Below are 15,211 nucleotides of genomic sequence, written 5' to 3' on the forward strand. Positions count from 1 at the left end.
AGAACAAAAGTTCGTAATGACTATATTTCTGTCAGGCCAGCGCATAGGGAGGGGGCGACGCCGGGTGCGATCCCGGCGAAGGGACCAGATGGAGTGAAGACGATGGCGCAACAGGACCTGCATGGCCAATCGGTGGTGATCGACGGGCTGATCGTGTCGAAGTGGAGTCGCAAGCTGTTCGAGGCGATGCAGGCGGGCGGGCTGACGGCGGCCAACTGCACCTGCAGCGTCTGGGAGGGCTTCGAGGAGTCGATGCGGGCCATGGGCCAGTGGAAGCTGTGGCTGAGGGAAAACGACGATCTGATCCGCCAGGTCTACCGGGTGGAGGATATCGCGAAGGCCAAGGCGGAGGGCCGGGTCGGGATCATCCTGGGCTGGCAGAACTCCGACGGGTTCGGGGATGACCTGCGCACGGTCGAGCTTTACGCCGAGCTGGGGCTGCGGGTGGTGCAGCTGACCTATCACAACGCCAATGCCGTGGGGGCCGGCTGCCTGGAGACGATCGACCGGGGGCTGACGGATTTCGGGCACGAGCTGGTGGCGGAACTGAACCGGACGGGGATCCTGATGGACCTGAGCCACGTGGGGCCGCAGACCTCTGCCGATGCGGTGAAGGCGTCGAAGAAGCCGCTGGCCTATACGCATTGCGCGCCGAAGGCGTTGAAGGACCATGCGCGCAACAAGTCCGACGAGGAGCTGCGCATGGTGGCGCAGAGCGGTGGCATGGTAGGGGTGACGATGTTCCCGCCCTTCATGCCCCGGGGCAGCCAATCGACCCTGGATGACTACATCAAGGTGATCGAATACGTCATCGACCTGTGCGGAGAAGAGCAGGTGGGGATCGGCACCGATTTCACCCAGGACAAGACGGCAGAGGATATGGCCTACTTCCTGCACTACAAGGGCCATGGCCGATCCCTGCTGACGCCCAAGGGCGCGGTCTTCCCGGAGGATTTCGGGCGGATCGAGCAATACCCCAACCTGACGCAGGCCATGCAGCGCCATGGCTGGAGCGAGGCCCGGATCGAACGGATCCTGGGCGGCAACTGGGTGCGGCTGTTCGGTGAGGTCTGGGGCTGAATTGTGGGACTGAATCCCGGGGCTGAGCCCCGGGGTTGAGGCTCGGGGTTGAACCTTGGGCAGGGCTCGGGGAGGCGGCCGGCGCCGTGGCGCCGGCAGTGCCTCAGGTCAGGATGTCGGACTGATGCGCGCGCAGGGCGGTCTGCATCTCTTCCGCGACATTCTGGATGATCGGCAGGATGGTCGAGAGCAGCTGCTTGGTGCTGACCGCACTCATGCTGGTCAGCGCGGTCACCGCGCCCGCCACCTTCTGATTGTTGTCGAAGAAGGGAACGGCGAGGGACCGCACGCCGACCTCTACCTCCTGCTCCACCAGGGCGTAGCCGCGGGCGCGCACCAGCTCCAGCTCCTTGCGCAGGACGGCGGGATCTATGGTGGTCTTGTCGGTCAGCAGGGTGGGGCGGCTGCTGTCGATCACCGCCTCGATCTCCTCCGGCGAGTCGAAGGCGAGCATGGCCCGGCCGGTCGATGTAGAGAGCAGCGGCAGGCGGCGGCCCACGGGCACCGTCACGGCCAGGGAGCGCTGCGGGATCGCACGGGCGGTGTAGACCGATTCGTCCCCGTCCCGGATCGCCAGGGCGACCGTCTGTTCGATTTCGGTGCTGGCCTGTTCCAGCCGCGGCTGCGCGAAATCGGAGAACGGCAGCGAGGACAGGTAGGTATAGCCCAGGTTCAGGACCCTGGGCGCCAGCCGGAAGCTGCGCCCGTTGCGGGAGATGAAGCCGAGATGCGCCAGGGTCAGCAGATAGCGCCGCGCGCTGGCCCGGTTCATGCCGGTGCGGTCCGCAACCTGGCTGAGGCTCATGCTCGGATTGGCGGCGTCGAAGCTGCTGAGGACGTTCAGCCCGTGTTCGAGAGAGGCGACGAAATCGCGCGGTTTGTCATCCGCGTTCGCCTGGTCATCGCTCATTCACTGTCCCCTTCTTTCTATTCGAATCCCGGTGGCCGAGAGGTTTTGGTAGTTATTCAGGTATTGGGCTGGGCTGTCACGCGAACGATCGCCTGACCCGCGGGTAACTTGCCCCTTTGGGCAGTTGCCCGGCAGGTGCCGGAGGGCGCCTTTGGGCCGTTGGCCGGGCGGTCGGAACGCGGGCAGTGCTGCGGCTCGGCCAAGGGGTGTCTCTCGTGTTTGCGGCCCGCGCCTGGCGACGGGGCCGTTCTGTTGATCGGTTTGGTGCCGCTGCGAGGCCCGGAGGCCGTTCTTAAATATCCGCAAAACGAACTTCTGTTGCATACAGTGATCAAACTCTAGGCGCAACAAATGGCTTTTGAGGTGCCTCGGCGCCGCTTTGGCTTGTCGCGTGATGCTGAAAGGTTCAGCTTTCATGCAGGATTAAACCTTCTTTTCAAGGCTATTTCCCCGGTTGGGGTGGCTGGCGCCGGTTTCGGGCGTCGATGGCGGGCGCGGAAATTTTAGAAAATTGCATCTTGCGTACGAAAGTTCGCTAAGCGTATGGATCTGGCATCGGCACTGGATGACGGATGGGAGATCCACGCATGGGTATGCAAATGATGATGGGCGGCGCGCTGCATGATGCCGTCGAAACCTGCGACGTGATCAACCCCGCCACCGGAGAGGTCTTTGCCCAGGTGCCGGAATGCAGCGCGGCGCAGCTGGACGAGGCGATTGCGGCCGCGTCCGAGGCCTTCCCGGCCTGGGCCGCGACCCCGGTCGAGGCGCGCGCCAAGGTGCTGATCGCCTGTGCCGAGAAGGTCCGCGCCCATGCGCAGGAACTGGGTGAGCTGATCAGCCAGGAACAGGGGCGCGCCCTGCCGATCGCGGTGGGGGAAGCCATGGGTTCGGCCAAGTGGTTCGAACATACCGCCGGCATCGAGCTGCCGGTGGAGGTCCTGCGCGATGACGAGGCCATGCGCGTCCAGGTCGAGCGCCGCCCGCTGGGCGTCGTGGCCGGGATTGCGCCCTGGAACTACCCGGTGATTTCGGCTGTGTGGAAGATCGCCCCGGCGCTGATGGCAGGCAACACCATCGTGGTGAAGCCCTCTCCCTTCACGCCGGTTGCGACGCTGCGCCTGGGGGAGTTGCTGAAGGACATCATTCCGGCGGGCGTGCTGAACATCGTGACCGGCGGGGATGTCCTGGGCCAGGCGCTGACGGCGCATCCCTCGGTCCGGAAGGTGTCGCTGACCGGGTCCATCGGGGCGGGCAAGAGCGTGATGCGCGCCTGCGCCGACGACCTGAAGCGGGTCACGCTGGAGCTGGGTGGCAACGACGCGGCCATCGTGCTGGATGACGTGGATCCGGAGGCGATTGCCGAGAAGCTGTTCTGGGGGGCCTTCCAGAACACCGGGCAGGTCTGTTCGGCGATCAAGCGGCTTTACGTGCATAAAAATGTTTTCGAGCCGGTGAAGGAGGCCCTCCTGGCGCGGATCGCGAAGACACGCCTGGGTGTGGGGCTGGACGACGGGGTCGAGATGGGCCCGATCAGCACCCTGCCGCAATACGAGCGGGTGAAGGAGCTGGAAGCCGACGCGGCACGTGCCGGTGGTACGCTGGAAGGTGGCGCGGCCATTCCCAACACGGCGGGCTACTTCGTGGCGCCGAAGATCGTGACGGGCCTTTCCGACGGGGATCGCCTGGTGGCGGAGGAACAGTTCGGCCCGCTGCTGCCGATGCTGTCCTTCCGGGACGAGGACGAGGTGATCGCCCGGGCCAACGGGACGAAGTTCGGCCTGTCCGGATCCGTCTGGAGCGGCGATTTCGAGCGCGCGGCGCAGCTGGCCGCGAAGCTTGATTGCGGGACGGCCTGGGTCAACCAGCACCTGACGATCCTGCCCTTCGCGCCGATCAGCGGCCACAAGTGGTCCGGCATCGGGGTGGAGAACGGGCCCTGGGGCCTGGCCTCCTTCACCGATCTGCAGACGATTTCCATTGCGAAGGCCTGATCCGATGATTGACGCAGCCAGCATTCTTTCCCGTATCGAGGATCTCCCCCGACTGCGCGCGCTTCACGGGCCGACACCGCTCGAGGAAGCGCGCGCCCTTTCTTCCCACCTGGGCGGGCCGCGGATCTTCTTGAAACGGGACGACCTGACGCCCGCGGGGATGGGCGGCAACAAGGTCCGGAAGCTGGAATTCATCCTGGGCCGGGCCATGGCCGAAGGATATGACACGGTGATCGTCTGCGGCGGCTACCAGTCGAACCTGGCGCGGATCGCGGCGGCCATGGGCGCCAAGGCGGGCCTGCAGGTGGAGCTGGTGCTGGGCGGCGTGCCCGGCGAGCCGCACCCGGTTTGCGGCAACCTGCTTCTCGATCACCTGCTGGGCGCCAATGTCCACCTGGTGGAGACCGAGCCCCGCTGGGATTTCGGCACCTTCATCGAGGATCTGGCCGCGCGGCTGGAGGGCGAGGGGCGCAAGCCGATGATGATGCCGCTTGGCGGGTCCAGCCCGCAGGGCATGGCGGGCTACCTGATGGCCACCGCCGAGATGAAGCAGCAGTTCGCGGAGCAGGGCATCGCGCCCGACCGGCTTTATGTCGGGATCGGGTCCGGCGGGACCTATTCGGGGCTCGTGCTGGGCGAATGCAACCTGAAGCCGGGCTACAAGGTGACCGGGATCAGTGTCAGCCGGACGGTGGACTACCTGGTCGACAAGGTGATCGAGGAGGCCGGTGAGGCCGCCGGCATCCTGGGCCTGCCCGAACTTCCCGGGGTCGAGGATCTGTGCATCTTCGACGACCAGATCGGGGCTCACTATGGCGCCCCGACCGAGGCCGCAGCGGAGGCGATCAGCCTGCTGTCGCGTACCGAGGGCGTGCTGGTCGATCCGGTCTATTCCGCCAAGGCCCTGGCCGGGCTGATTGATCACATCCGCACCGGTGTCATCGGCAAGGATGAAACGGTGGTCTTCCTGCACACCGGCGGCCTGCCGGCGCTTTTCGCCTACGAACCTGCCGACTTGCTGCCGGGTCTTGTGGCATGAGCCGATATTCCGCCCTGAACTTGGCCTGGCAGGCGCTGCGCGGGCACGCGGGATGGAAACCCGCCTGGCGCGATGCCGCGCCCCGCAAGCGCTACAAGGTGGTGATCATCGGCGGTGGCTGTCATGGGCTGGCGACGGCCTATTACCTGGCAAAGACCCATGGGATCACCGACGTGGCGGTGGTGGAGAAAGGCTGGATCGGGGGCGGCAACGCGGGGCGCAACACTGCCATCGTGCGGTCGAACTACCTTCTGACCCCGAATTCCCATTTCTATGAACACGGGCTGAAGCTCTGGGAAGGGCTGAGCGCGGACCTGAACTTCAACGTGATGTTCAGCCAGCGTGGCATGGTGAACATCGCCCACAGCCAGTCGGAGCTGTCGGGTCTGCACCGGCGTGGCAATGCGATGCGGCTGAACGGGGTGGATGCGGAACTGCTGACCCCGGGCGACCTGAAGGGGCTGATGCCGCTGCTGGACACCTCTGCCTCGGCGCGGTTTCCCGTCATCGGCGGGCTGATCCAGAAACGTGGGGGCACGGCGCGGCATGATGCGGTGGTCTGGGGCTATGCCCGGGCCGCAGATCAGCGCGGTGTCGACATCATCCAGAATTGCGAGGTGACCGCGCTGCGCCGGGACGGCGGGCGGATTACCGGGGTCGAAACATCGCGCGGGCTGATCGAGGCGGACAAGGTGGCGATCTGCGTCGCCGGCCATTCCAGCCAGCTGGGCGAGATGGCGGGCCTGCGCCTGCCGATCGAGAGCCACGTGCTGCAGGCCATGGTGACCGAGCCGGTGAAGCCGATGCTGGACGTCGTGGCGGTGTCCGGGGCGCTTCATGTCTACATCAACCAGTCCGACAAGGGCGAGATCGTCATGGGTGGCGATATCGACGGCTGCAACTCCTTCGCGCAGCGGGGCGATCCGCATGTGCTGGACCACGTGGTGGAATCCGCCCTGTCGATGTTCCCGGCAATCCGGCGGCTGCGGATGATGCGCAGCTGGGGCGGGATCGTGGACATGACCATGGACGGCAGCCCGATCATTTCGAAGACGCCCGTCGAGGGGCTCTATTTCAATGGCGGCTGGTGCTACGGCGGCTTCAAGGGCACGCCTGCGGCCGGGACCGCGATGGCGCATCTGGTTGCCACCGGAGAGCCCCATGCCATCGCCCGTCATCACACGCTGAACCGCTTCGAGACGGGTGCCCTGCTCGATGAACGCGGCGCCGGCTCCAGCCCCTGGATGCACTGAGATGCGTATCATCTGCCCCTGCTGCGGCCCTCGGCCGATGTCTGAATTCACCTATGGCGGTGCGGCGCTGACCGCCCCCGGCGACCTGCCCGGGCCGGGCGACGCGGCAGCGCCGGGCGCCACCTGGGACGCCCATGTCTACCTGCGCGACAACCCCGCGGGGCCGCATCGCGAGCTGTGGTATCACGCCGCCGGCTGCCGCCAGTGGTTCGAGGTGACCCGCGACACCCGCAACAATGATCTGCTGTCGGAGGAAGAGGCATGAGCGGCTGGCGCAGCTCCGCCGGAGGGCGGGTGATCGATCGGAACCAGCCGCTGCGGTTCCGCTTCAACGGCCGGGAACTGACGGGGTTCGAGGGGGATACGCTTGCCTCTGCCCTGCTGGCCAACGGTGTGCGCATCGTCGGGCGCAGCTTCAAGTACCACCGCCCGCGCGGGGTGGTGGCCTTCGGCGCGGATGAACCCAATGCCCTGGTTGAGCTGGGGGAGGGGGCGCGGCGGACGCCGAACCTGAAGGCGACGCAGGTGCGGCTGACGGCCGGGATGGTGGCGAAAAGCCAGAACTGCTGGCCTTCCGTGGGGTTCGACGTGATGGCGGTGAACGACGTGTTGTCGCCCTTCTTTCCGGCGGGGTTCTACTACAAGACCTTCATGAAGCCCGCCGCCGCCTGGCCCTTCTTCGAGAAGATGATCCGCAACGCGGCGGGCATGGGGCGCGCGCCCGTGGAGGCCGACCCCGACAGCTACGAGACCGTGAACCGGCAGGTCGGCGTGCTGGTGATCGGGGGCGGGGCCGCCGGGTTGAGCGCCGCACTGGCCGCGCGGGCGGCAGGGCAGGAGGTGCTGCTGGTCGAGGAACAGCCGGGCCTTGGCGGGCTGGGCACCGACGACGGGGCCGAGGTCGAGGGTCAAAGCTATGCCCAGTGGCGCCGGGCGGCCGAGCGCCGGTTGCGCAATGATGCGGGCGCGACCGTGCTGACGCGGACCACGGCCTTCGGTCACTATGACGGACATCTCGTTGCGGCGCTGGAACTGGATGCGGCGGGCGTGGCCCTGCGCCGATGGATGATCCATGCGGAGCGGATCGTGCTGGCCGCCGGCGCCTATGAGCGTCCGCTGGTCTTTGCCGGCAATGACCGGCCGGGTGTCATGCTGGCAAGTGCGGCCGTGCAGTACCTGGATCGCCATGGCGTGCTGCCGGGGCGGCAGGCGGTGCTGGCGACGAACAACGACAGCGCCTATGCGGCAGCCCTTGCGCTGAAGGCGGCGGGGATGGGCGTGGCGGCGCTGGCGGACAGTCGGGAAAGGATCGACCCTGCGCTGGCGGCGCAGGCCGAGGCCGCGGGGCTGCGCGTCCTGCTGAACCATGTGCCCGAACGCAGCCACGGGCGGCGGGGCGTCACGGGCGTCACGCTGCAGGGGCCGGGTGGGACCGCGCGCATTGCCTGCGACACGATCCTGACCGCCGGTGGCTGGACCCCTATCGCCCAGCTTTACACCCACACCGGCGGGCGGCTGCGGTATGACGAGGGGCTGGCGGCGCTGGTGCCCGACCCTGCCTGCTGGGACAGTCGGGCAGAGGTGGGCATGGTTGCCGTGGGCGCCTGTGCCGGGATCTACGGGCTGGCCGGCGCGATCGCGTCGGGCGCCTCCGCCGGGGCGGGAGAGCCCGTCGAACAGAAACCGGGCGGCTATGTCCATGCGGCGGTGCCGGCAAGCGGGCTGCGCAAGCAGTTCGTGGACCAGCAGAACGATGTCACCACCTCGGATCTGAAGCTGGCGGTGCGCGAGGGCTACCGCTCGGTCGAGCATGTGAAGCGTTACACGACCCTTGGCATGGGCACCGATCAGGGGCGCCTTGCCGGTCTGAACGGGGTCGACGTGATCGCGGAGGCGCAGGGCCGGACAACGGCGCAGATCGGCAACAGCAAGGCGCGGCCGCCGTTCTCTCCTGTCAGCCTCGGGGCGATGGCGGGGCCCTTCGTGGGCGCGCTGTCCGTACCCGCGCGGACCACGCAGATGAACGAATGGCATATCGCCAACGGCGGGTTCGTGGCCAACGTGGGCGCCTGGCGGCGACCGCAGTTCTACCGCCGCCCCGGCGAGGGCGATTTCGACGCGGTCCTGCGCGAGGCGAAGAACGTGCGCAGCAACGTGGGCCTGTGCGACGTGACCACCCTGGGCAAGATCGACCTGCAGGGGCCAGATGTGCCCGCGCTGCTGAACTACGTCTACATCAACGGCTTTTCGACGCTGAAACCGGGGCGCTGCCGCTATGGCGTGATGCTGCGGGAGGACGGGATGGTCCTGGATGATGGCACCGTGACGCGGCTGTCCGAGGATCGCTGGTTCATGACCACCACGAGCGGCAATGCCGAACGGATCCTGGCGCATCTGGAACGCGTGCGTCAGCGGGTCATGCCGGGGCTGGACGTGACGATCACCCTGGTGACGGAGCAATGGGGTGCCATGGCGCTGTCCGGGCCGCGCTCCCGCGAGGTGCTGCAGGCGCTGTCGCCCGACTTTGCCGTGGATCCGGAGGCGTTGCCCTTCATGGGTCTGGCCGAAGGGAAGCTGGCCGGGATCCCGGTGCGGGTGCTGCGTGTCAGCTTCTCCGGGGAGCTGGCCTACGAGGTCTATACCGCCGCCGGCGATGCCCTGCGGATGTGGCATGCGATCCTGGCGGCGGGCGCGCCCTTTGACCTGATGCCCTATGGCACCGAGGCGATGATGACCATGCGGATCGAAAAGGGTCTCTTCGTGCCCGGTTTCGAAGCTGACGGGCGCACGACGCCTGCCGACCTGGGGCTGGACCGGATGGTGAGCCGGAAGAAGGAGTTCTTCGGCCGTCCTTCCCTGACGCGGGCGGCGTTCGGCGCCGGGAACCGCAAGCAGCTGGTGGGCGTGGTGGCAATCGATCCGACACAGCCGATCCCGCGCGGAGCGCAGATCGTGGTAGATCCGGAAGCGCCCACCCCGGTGCCCATGGTGGGGCATGTCACCTCCGTCACCTTCAGCCCGGAGCTGGATCGCTGGATTGCGCTTGCGCTGGTCGAAGGCGGGCGCGATGCCCATGGGGAAAGCCGCACGGCCGCCTCTCCGCTGACCGGGGAGACTGTAGCGCTGACGCTTTGTGATCCCGTTTTCGTCGACCCGGAAGGAGTGCGCCTCCGTGCCTGAGTTTTGCACCATCACACGCCTGTCCGTCGCCTTCATGGCAGAAATCGTGGCCGATCCCGACACCTGGGACGGTGCCATGGCCGCGCAGCTTGACGGGATGGCGCAGGGCGGTTTCGTCCTGCCGCTGTCCCCGGAACGCCGGATCCTGAGCGCCGCCGGACCGATCGACGCGGGTGCCCTGACCGGGGCGCGGGTCATCGACGTGAGCCATGCCTGGCAGTCGGTGCTGCTGGAAGGGCCCTTTGCGCGCGACCTGCTGACACGAGGGATCGAGCTGGACCTGTCGCCCGCGGCCTTCGTGCCGGGTCAGGCCATGGCGACGCTTTGTGCGCGGGTCCCGGTGATCCTGCATGCGGAAGCCGAAGATCGGTACCGCCTTTTCGTCGCCACGAGCTATGCCGACTGGCTGGTCGACTGGCTGACCGCCGTCCTGGCGCCGCTGGCCGGAGCCGGCGGCGGGGTGGCGGCATGACCGAACAACAGACGCCCGCAGGCGCGCGACACCGCCGCGCCCGGGCCAAACGCAACACATAGATCCAGGGCCAACAGGGAGACATTCCATGAGCAACGCAGCAGACGCCCTCAAACATGTCTGGTTTCACGCTACGAGTTCGCAATCTCTGAAATCCGAATACGGGATGACCGTGTTCAACAAGGGCGAAGATTGCTACCTGATCGACGAGGCGGGCAATCGCTACCTCGACGCGCTGTCGGGCGGCGCCTTCGTGACCAACGTCGGCCATGGCCGTGCCGAGATCGGCGAAGCCATGGCGGCCCAGGCGAAGGAACTGGCCTATGTCGCGCCCTACAGTTTCGTCGCACCCTCGACCGTCAAGCTGGCCAAGGTGGTGGCAGATCTGACACCGGGCGATCTGAACCGGATCTTCTTCACCTCCGGGGGGTCCGAATCCGTCGAGACGGCGCTGAAGATCGTCAAGCAGTACCACTACCTTGGCGGGGATCAGAAGCGGACCAAGGTGATCAGCCGGCGCGGCTCCTACCATGGGTCCACCCACTACGCGATGAGCATCAGCGGCGCGAGCCATGACTTCAACGCCAAGATCTTCGGTCCGCTGGTGCCCGGCTGTCTGCATGTGCAGCACAACAACTGCTACCGGTGTGAGTTCGGCCAGGTGGATGAGAAGACCTGCCGGATGCTCTGCGTCGATGTCATCGAAAAGCAGATCCTGCACGAGGGCCCCGAAACCGTGGCCGCGATCATCGCCGAGCCGGTGCCTGCTGCTGCCAGCATCTATCCGGCGCCGGATGAATACCTGCCGCGCCTGCGCGAGATCGCGGACAAGTACGGCGTCCTGCTGATCATCGACGAGGTGATCAACGGTTTCGGCCGGACGGGCTCCATGTTCGCATGCGAGCAGTGGGGGATCGTCCCCGACGTGATGACCATGGCCAAGGGTCTGACCAGCGGCTACTCCCCCATGGGTGCGGTGGCGGCCAGCGACAAGGTCGTGTCCCGGTTCGAGAATGCCAGCGGCCGGGAAGCCGGGCTGAACCACGTGCTGTCCTTCGGCGGCCATGCCGTGTCTGCCGCGGCGGCCCTGGCCAACATCGACATCCTGAAGCGCGAGAACCTGGTCGAGAACTCCCGCGTGATGGGTCAGTACCTGATGGACGGGCTCGACAGTCTGCGCAGCCTGCCCATCGTCGGTGACGTCCGCGGGCGTGGCCTTCTGTGCGCGGTGGAGCTTGTCCGGGACAAGAAAACCCGGGAACCGTTCGGTCCGGCAGATCAAATGTCTGTTCGCATGACGAACTATCTGCGCGAAGAGGGCATCCTGGCGCGGACCTATCAGGTGGTGGAATTCGGCCCGCCCCTGACCGCGGGCAAGGCCGAGATCGACGCGATTGTCACGGGTATGGACAAGGCCATTCGGCGGTTCATGAAGGACGTCGGAATCTCCTGATAAATAACGCTTTCGGCAGCGTCGGAAGCGCGAGAACGCAGCATGGGGAGGGCCGGGATTTCCGCCCTTCCCCGTGCAGGGAATTGTCTTGTCGTCCGCATCGGCGGCGGTGTGCAGGGCAAATGGACGTTCACTATGCGACACTCAAAAAAGTGCGCCGATAATAAGTACAAAAGTTCGCATAAAGTGAAAAAGTTCCTATCGTGACCTCATCCCGCGTAAGAGGCGCGATCGACTACCAGACCAAGAACAATCGTTACACCAACAGGGAAATGACAATGCTGACACGTCGAACAATGCTCAAACTCTCGACCGCGGTACCGCTGATCGCCACAGGTGTGGTGTCTGCCGGGGCCGCTTTTGCCAAGACGCCGAAGGGTGTCGTGGTGATGGCGAAACAGATTGATGACCTGGCCACCGGCTTCGACCCGGCAGAGGCCTACGACATCACCAACCTGGAAGTCGTGCCGAACTGCTATCGCGGTCTGATCAAGCCCGATGCGGCCGACAACACCAAGGTCGTGGGCGACCTGGCGGAAAGCTGGGACGTCAGCGAAGATGGCAAGACCGTCACCTTCCACCTGGTGGGCGATGCCTACTTCGCCTCCGGCGAGGCCTGCACGGCAGAGGATGCGGTCTTCTCCTTCGTGCGTGCGGTCAAGCTGCAGAAAACCCCCTCCTTCATCCTGACCCAGTTCGGCTGGACCCCGGAGAACGTCGAGGAGCTGATCACGGCGCCCGACAGCTCCACCCTGGTCATGTCGATGCCCGAAGCCGTCGCGCCCAGCTTCCTGCTGTTCTGTCTGACCGCCCCGATCGGTGGCATCATGGAAAAGGCGACCGCGCTGGCGCATGAGGCCGATGGCGACATGGGCAACGCCTGGATGAAGACCCATTCCGCAGGCACCGGCGCCTACCAGCTGAGCGAGTGGGTCCCCTCCGACCGCGTCACGCTGGATGCCAACCCGCATTCCGGCAAACCGGACCAGGCCAAGCGCATCTTCATTCAGCATGTTGCCGATCCCTCCGCCCAGCTGCTGATGCTGCAGCGAGGCGATGCGGATATCGCGCGCAACCTGACCTCCGACCTGCTGAAAACGGCGCTGGCGGACGAAGACCTGACCGTGAATTCCGCCGGCCAGGCCGTTTCCGTCTACGTGGCGATGAACCAGGCGGTGCCGATCCTGCAGGACCAGAACGTGCAGAAGGCGATCAAGTGGGCCATCGACTACGACGGCATCGCGGAAAACATCACGCCGAACATGTACTCCGTCGCGCAGGGCTTCCTGCCGCCGTCCCTGCCGGGTGGCCTGACCGAGAAGATCTACACGATGGACGTCGAGAAGGCGAAAGGCCTGCTGGCCGATGCCGGCCATGCCGATGGCTTCGAAATCTCGATGCACGTTCCCTCTTCCGCGCCCTACGCCGACATCGGCCAGGCGGTGCAGGCGAACCTGGCGGCCATCGGGATCAAGGTGAACATCATCTCCGGCGAGATGCGCCAGACCTATGCAACCGCCCGCGCGCGGGCGCACGAACTGATCCTGCTGCCCTGGGGCACCGACTACTTCGACCCCTATTCCAACAGCCAGGCCTTCTGTGAGAACCCCGACGACAGCGACGATTCCGATCTGACGCTGCTGGCGTGGCGCAGCCACTACGTGGACGAGGAACTGACCGCCATGTCCCTGGCATCGCGGAAGGAAATGGACGGCGAGAAGCGCATGGCGCTGTATCACGAGATGCAGTTGATCTTTGCAGATCGTGCGCCCTTCGCGATGATGCTGCAAAAGACCGCCTCCGCCGTCATGGCGGAGGGCGTGTCCGGTTTCGAGATCGGCGCGCAGACCGGCTTCACCCAGTACGCCGACGTGCGAAAGGCATAAGGTCCTGCGGGATGTCCATGAAACGGACCAAGAAAACACTGTGGAAACTGGGGGCGACAGCCTCCAGTCTCTGCATCACCCTCTTCGGGCTGGTCGTCATCACCTTCTTCATCGGACGGGTGATGGCGATCGACCCGGTGACGGCCATCCTGGGCGATCACGCGCGCCCCGAGGTGGTTGAACGCATGCGGGCGGAGCTTGGCCTGGACAAGCCGTTGCTCGTGCAATTCTGGATTTACATGAAGCAGCTGGCCCATGGCGATCTGGGCGTGTCGATCATGACGTCGAACAACGTCCTGGATGACATCAGGCGCTACTTCCCCGCCACGGTCGAACTGGGCACCGTGGCGATGATCATCGCCACCGTCTTCGGGGTGCCCCTTGGGGTGCTGTCCGCGGTCAGGCGCAACAGCCGGGTCGACCAGGTCGTGCGGGTCTTTTCCCTGGTGGGGCATTCGACACCGATCCCGGTGCTGGGTCTGATCGCCCTGCTGGTCTTCTATGCGAAGCTGGGCTGGGCGCCGGGCACGGGGCGCGTCGGCGTGGCCTATTCGGGCATGACGCCCGAGGTGACCGGGTTCCTGACGATCGACGCCCTGCTGAATGGCGACCCCGATACCTTCTGGAACGCGGTGCAGCATCTGGCTCTGCCCAGTTGCGTGCTGGCCTATTTCTCGATGGCCTACATCCTGCGGATGACGCGCAGCTTCATGATCGATGCCCTGGGGGGCGAGTTCGTGATCACCGCCAAGGCCAAGGGCCTGTCGCCCGCGACCGTCATCTGGAAGCACGCCTTCGCCAATATCTCGGTCCGGCTGATCACGGTGCTGGCGCTGACCTACGCGGGCCTTCTGGAGGGCGCCGTGGTGACCGAGACGATCTTCAGCTGGCCCGGCATCGGGCAGTACCTGACCGTCTCGTTGATGAATGCCGACATGAATGCGGTGATCGGGGCCACGCTGGTGGTCGGATCCGTCTACATGCTGATGAACCTGCTGGCGGATATCGCCTACAAAGTGCTGGACCCCCGCCTATGAGCCTGCCGTTCCTCCAACGTGACTGGTGGCAAAGCGAAAGCCCCGCGTCCCAGACCCAGGCAAGCTGGATCCACCGCTATCGCCTGTGGCAGACCTTCTATGCCAACAAGGCGGCTGTCCTTGGCCTTGGCGTGATCGTCCTGGCCCTGTTGGGTGCCATTTTCGCGCCGCTTCTGGCCACCCATGATCCGGTGATCCAGAACCTTGGATCCCGCCTGTTGCCGCCTTCGGGCGAGCACTGGCTGGGGACCGACGAACTGGGCCGGGATGTCTATTCGCGACTGCTGTACGGTGCCCGGGTGACCCTTGGCATGGTCCTGGCGGTGGTTGTCCTCGTGGCGCCCGTGGGTCTGCTGATCGGATGTGCGGCCGGGTATTTCGGGGGGGTCGCGGATATCATCCTGATGCGGATCACCGACATCTTCCTGGCCTTTCCCCGGCTGATCCTGGCGCTGGCCTTCGTTGCCGCAATTCATCCCGGCATGACCAGTTCGATCATCGCGATCGCGCTGACGACCTGGCCGCCCTATGCCCGCCTTGCCCGGGCAGAGACCATGACGATCCGCAATGCCGATTACGTCGCAGCACTCAGGATGACCGGTGCCTCTTCGCGCCGGATCATCGTGAAACACATCATGCCGCTTTGCTTCAGCTCCCTCATCGTTCGGGTGACCCTGGACATGAGCGGGATCGTGATCTTCGCGGCCAGCCTCGGGTTTCTCGGCATGGGGGCGCAGCCGCCCATGGCCGAATGGGGCACGATGATCGCCACCGCGCGCCGCTTCATCCTGGAACAGTGGTGGGTGCCGCTGATCCCGGGGCTTGCGATCCTGGTGATTTCGCTGGCGTTCAACCTGATGGGCGACGGTCTGCGCGATGCGCTGGACCCGAAGCAGAGCTGAGGAGA

General features: G+C 65.8%; 12 protein-coding genes. 11 read left to right on the forward strand and 1 reads right to left on the reverse strand.

Going from position 1 to position 15,211, the window contains the following annotated elements; translation table 11 throughout:
- Window positions 1-102: 102 nt before the first annotated feature.
- Window positions 103-1,080, forward strand: coding sequence for a dipeptidase (locus tag AC2IR1_RS02695; protein ID WP_486474740.1), 978 nt, complete (start codon window positions 103-105; stop codon window positions 1,078-1,080).
- Window positions 1,081-1,183: 103 nt separating this feature from the next.
- Here AC2IR1_RS02695 and AC2IR1_RS02700 read toward each other — a convergent pair whose 3' ends face one another.
- Window positions 1,184-1,990 carry an IclR family transcriptional regulator domain-containing protein gene (locus tag AC2IR1_RS02700; RefSeq protein WP_486474741.1) on the reverse strand — a complete coding sequence of 269 codons (807 nt, stop codon included), beginning with the start codon at window positions 1,988-1,990 and terminating at the stop codon, window positions 1,184-1,186.
- A 587-nt stretch (window positions 1,991-2,577) separates the two neighbouring features.
- Between AC2IR1_RS02700 and AC2IR1_RS02705 the strand changes: the two genes are divergently transcribed.
- From AC2IR1_RS02705 to AC2IR1_RS02750, 10 genes are all read left to right on the forward strand, one after another.
- The gene (locus AC2IR1_RS02705) at window positions 2,578-3,984 is read left to right on the forward strand and encodes an aldehyde dehydrogenase family protein (protein ID WP_486474742.1); all 1,407 of its coding nucleotides are present in this window, start codon (window positions 2,578-2,580) and stop codon (window positions 3,982-3,984) included.
- A gap of 4 nt (window positions 3,985-3,988) precedes the next feature.
- Window positions 3,989-5,023: a D-cysteine desulfhydrase family protein gene (locus tag AC2IR1_RS02710; protein ID WP_486474743.1), complete on the forward strand. Its 1,035-nt coding sequence runs from the start codon at window positions 3,989-3,991 to the stop codon at window positions 5,021-5,023.
- A complete protein-coding gene (locus tag AC2IR1_RS02715; protein ID WP_486474744.1) occupies window positions 5,020-6,276 on the forward strand; it encodes a sarcosine oxidase subunit beta family protein in 1,257 nt (418 codons plus the stop codon). The genes AC2IR1_RS02710 and AC2IR1_RS02715 overlap by 4 nt, the downstream gene beginning before the upstream one ends.
- A 1-nt stretch (window position 6,277) precedes the next feature.
- Complete coding sequence (locus tag AC2IR1_RS02720) at window positions 6,278-6,541, forward strand: sarcosine oxidase subunit delta (RefSeq protein ID WP_486474745.1); 264 nt, start codon at window positions 6,278-6,280, stop codon at window positions 6,539-6,541.
- Window positions 6,538-9,456, forward strand: coding sequence for a sarcosine oxidase subunit alpha family protein (locus AC2IR1_RS02725; protein ID WP_486474746.1), 2,919 nt, complete (start codon window positions 6,538-6,540; stop codon window positions 9,454-9,456). Before AC2IR1_RS02720 ends, AC2IR1_RS02725 begins: the two co-directional genes overlap by 4 nt.
- Complete coding sequence (locus AC2IR1_RS02730; RefSeq protein WP_486474747.1) at window positions 9,449-9,928, forward strand: sarcosine oxidase subunit gamma family protein; 480 nt, start codon at window positions 9,449-9,451, stop codon at window positions 9,926-9,928. Before AC2IR1_RS02725 ends, AC2IR1_RS02730 begins: the two co-directional genes overlap by 8 nt.
- An 88-nt stretch (window positions 9,929-10,016) precedes the next feature.
- Window positions 10,017-11,381 (forward strand): aminotransferase family protein, encoded by a 1,365-nt coding sequence (locus tag AC2IR1_RS02735; protein ID WP_486474748.1) that lies wholly within the window; start codon window positions 10,017-10,019, stop codon window positions 11,379-11,381.
- A 278-nt stretch (window positions 11,382-11,659) separates the two neighbouring features.
- On the forward strand, window positions 11,660-13,267 hold the full coding sequence (locus tag AC2IR1_RS02740) for an ABC transporter substrate-binding protein (RefSeq protein ID WP_486474749.1): 1,608 nt from the start codon (window positions 11,660-11,662) through the stop codon (window positions 13,265-13,267).
- A 17-nt stretch (window positions 13,268-13,284) separates the two neighbouring features.
- On the forward strand, window positions 13,285-14,304 hold the full coding sequence (locus AC2IR1_RS02745; RefSeq protein ID WP_486474750.1) for an ABC transporter permease: 1,020 nt from the start codon (window positions 13,285-13,287) through the stop codon (window positions 14,302-14,304).
- Window positions 14,301-15,206 carry an ABC transporter permease gene (locus tag AC2IR1_RS02750; RefSeq protein WP_486474751.1) on the forward strand — a complete coding sequence of 302 codons (906 nt, stop codon included), beginning with the start codon at window positions 14,301-14,303 and terminating at the stop codon, window positions 15,204-15,206. Before AC2IR1_RS02745 ends, AC2IR1_RS02750 begins: the two co-directional genes overlap by 4 nt.
- Window positions 15,207-15,211: the final 5 nt, after the last annotated feature.

It is taken from the genome of Pseudooceanicola sp. NS-SX8 (assembly GCF_057380755.1).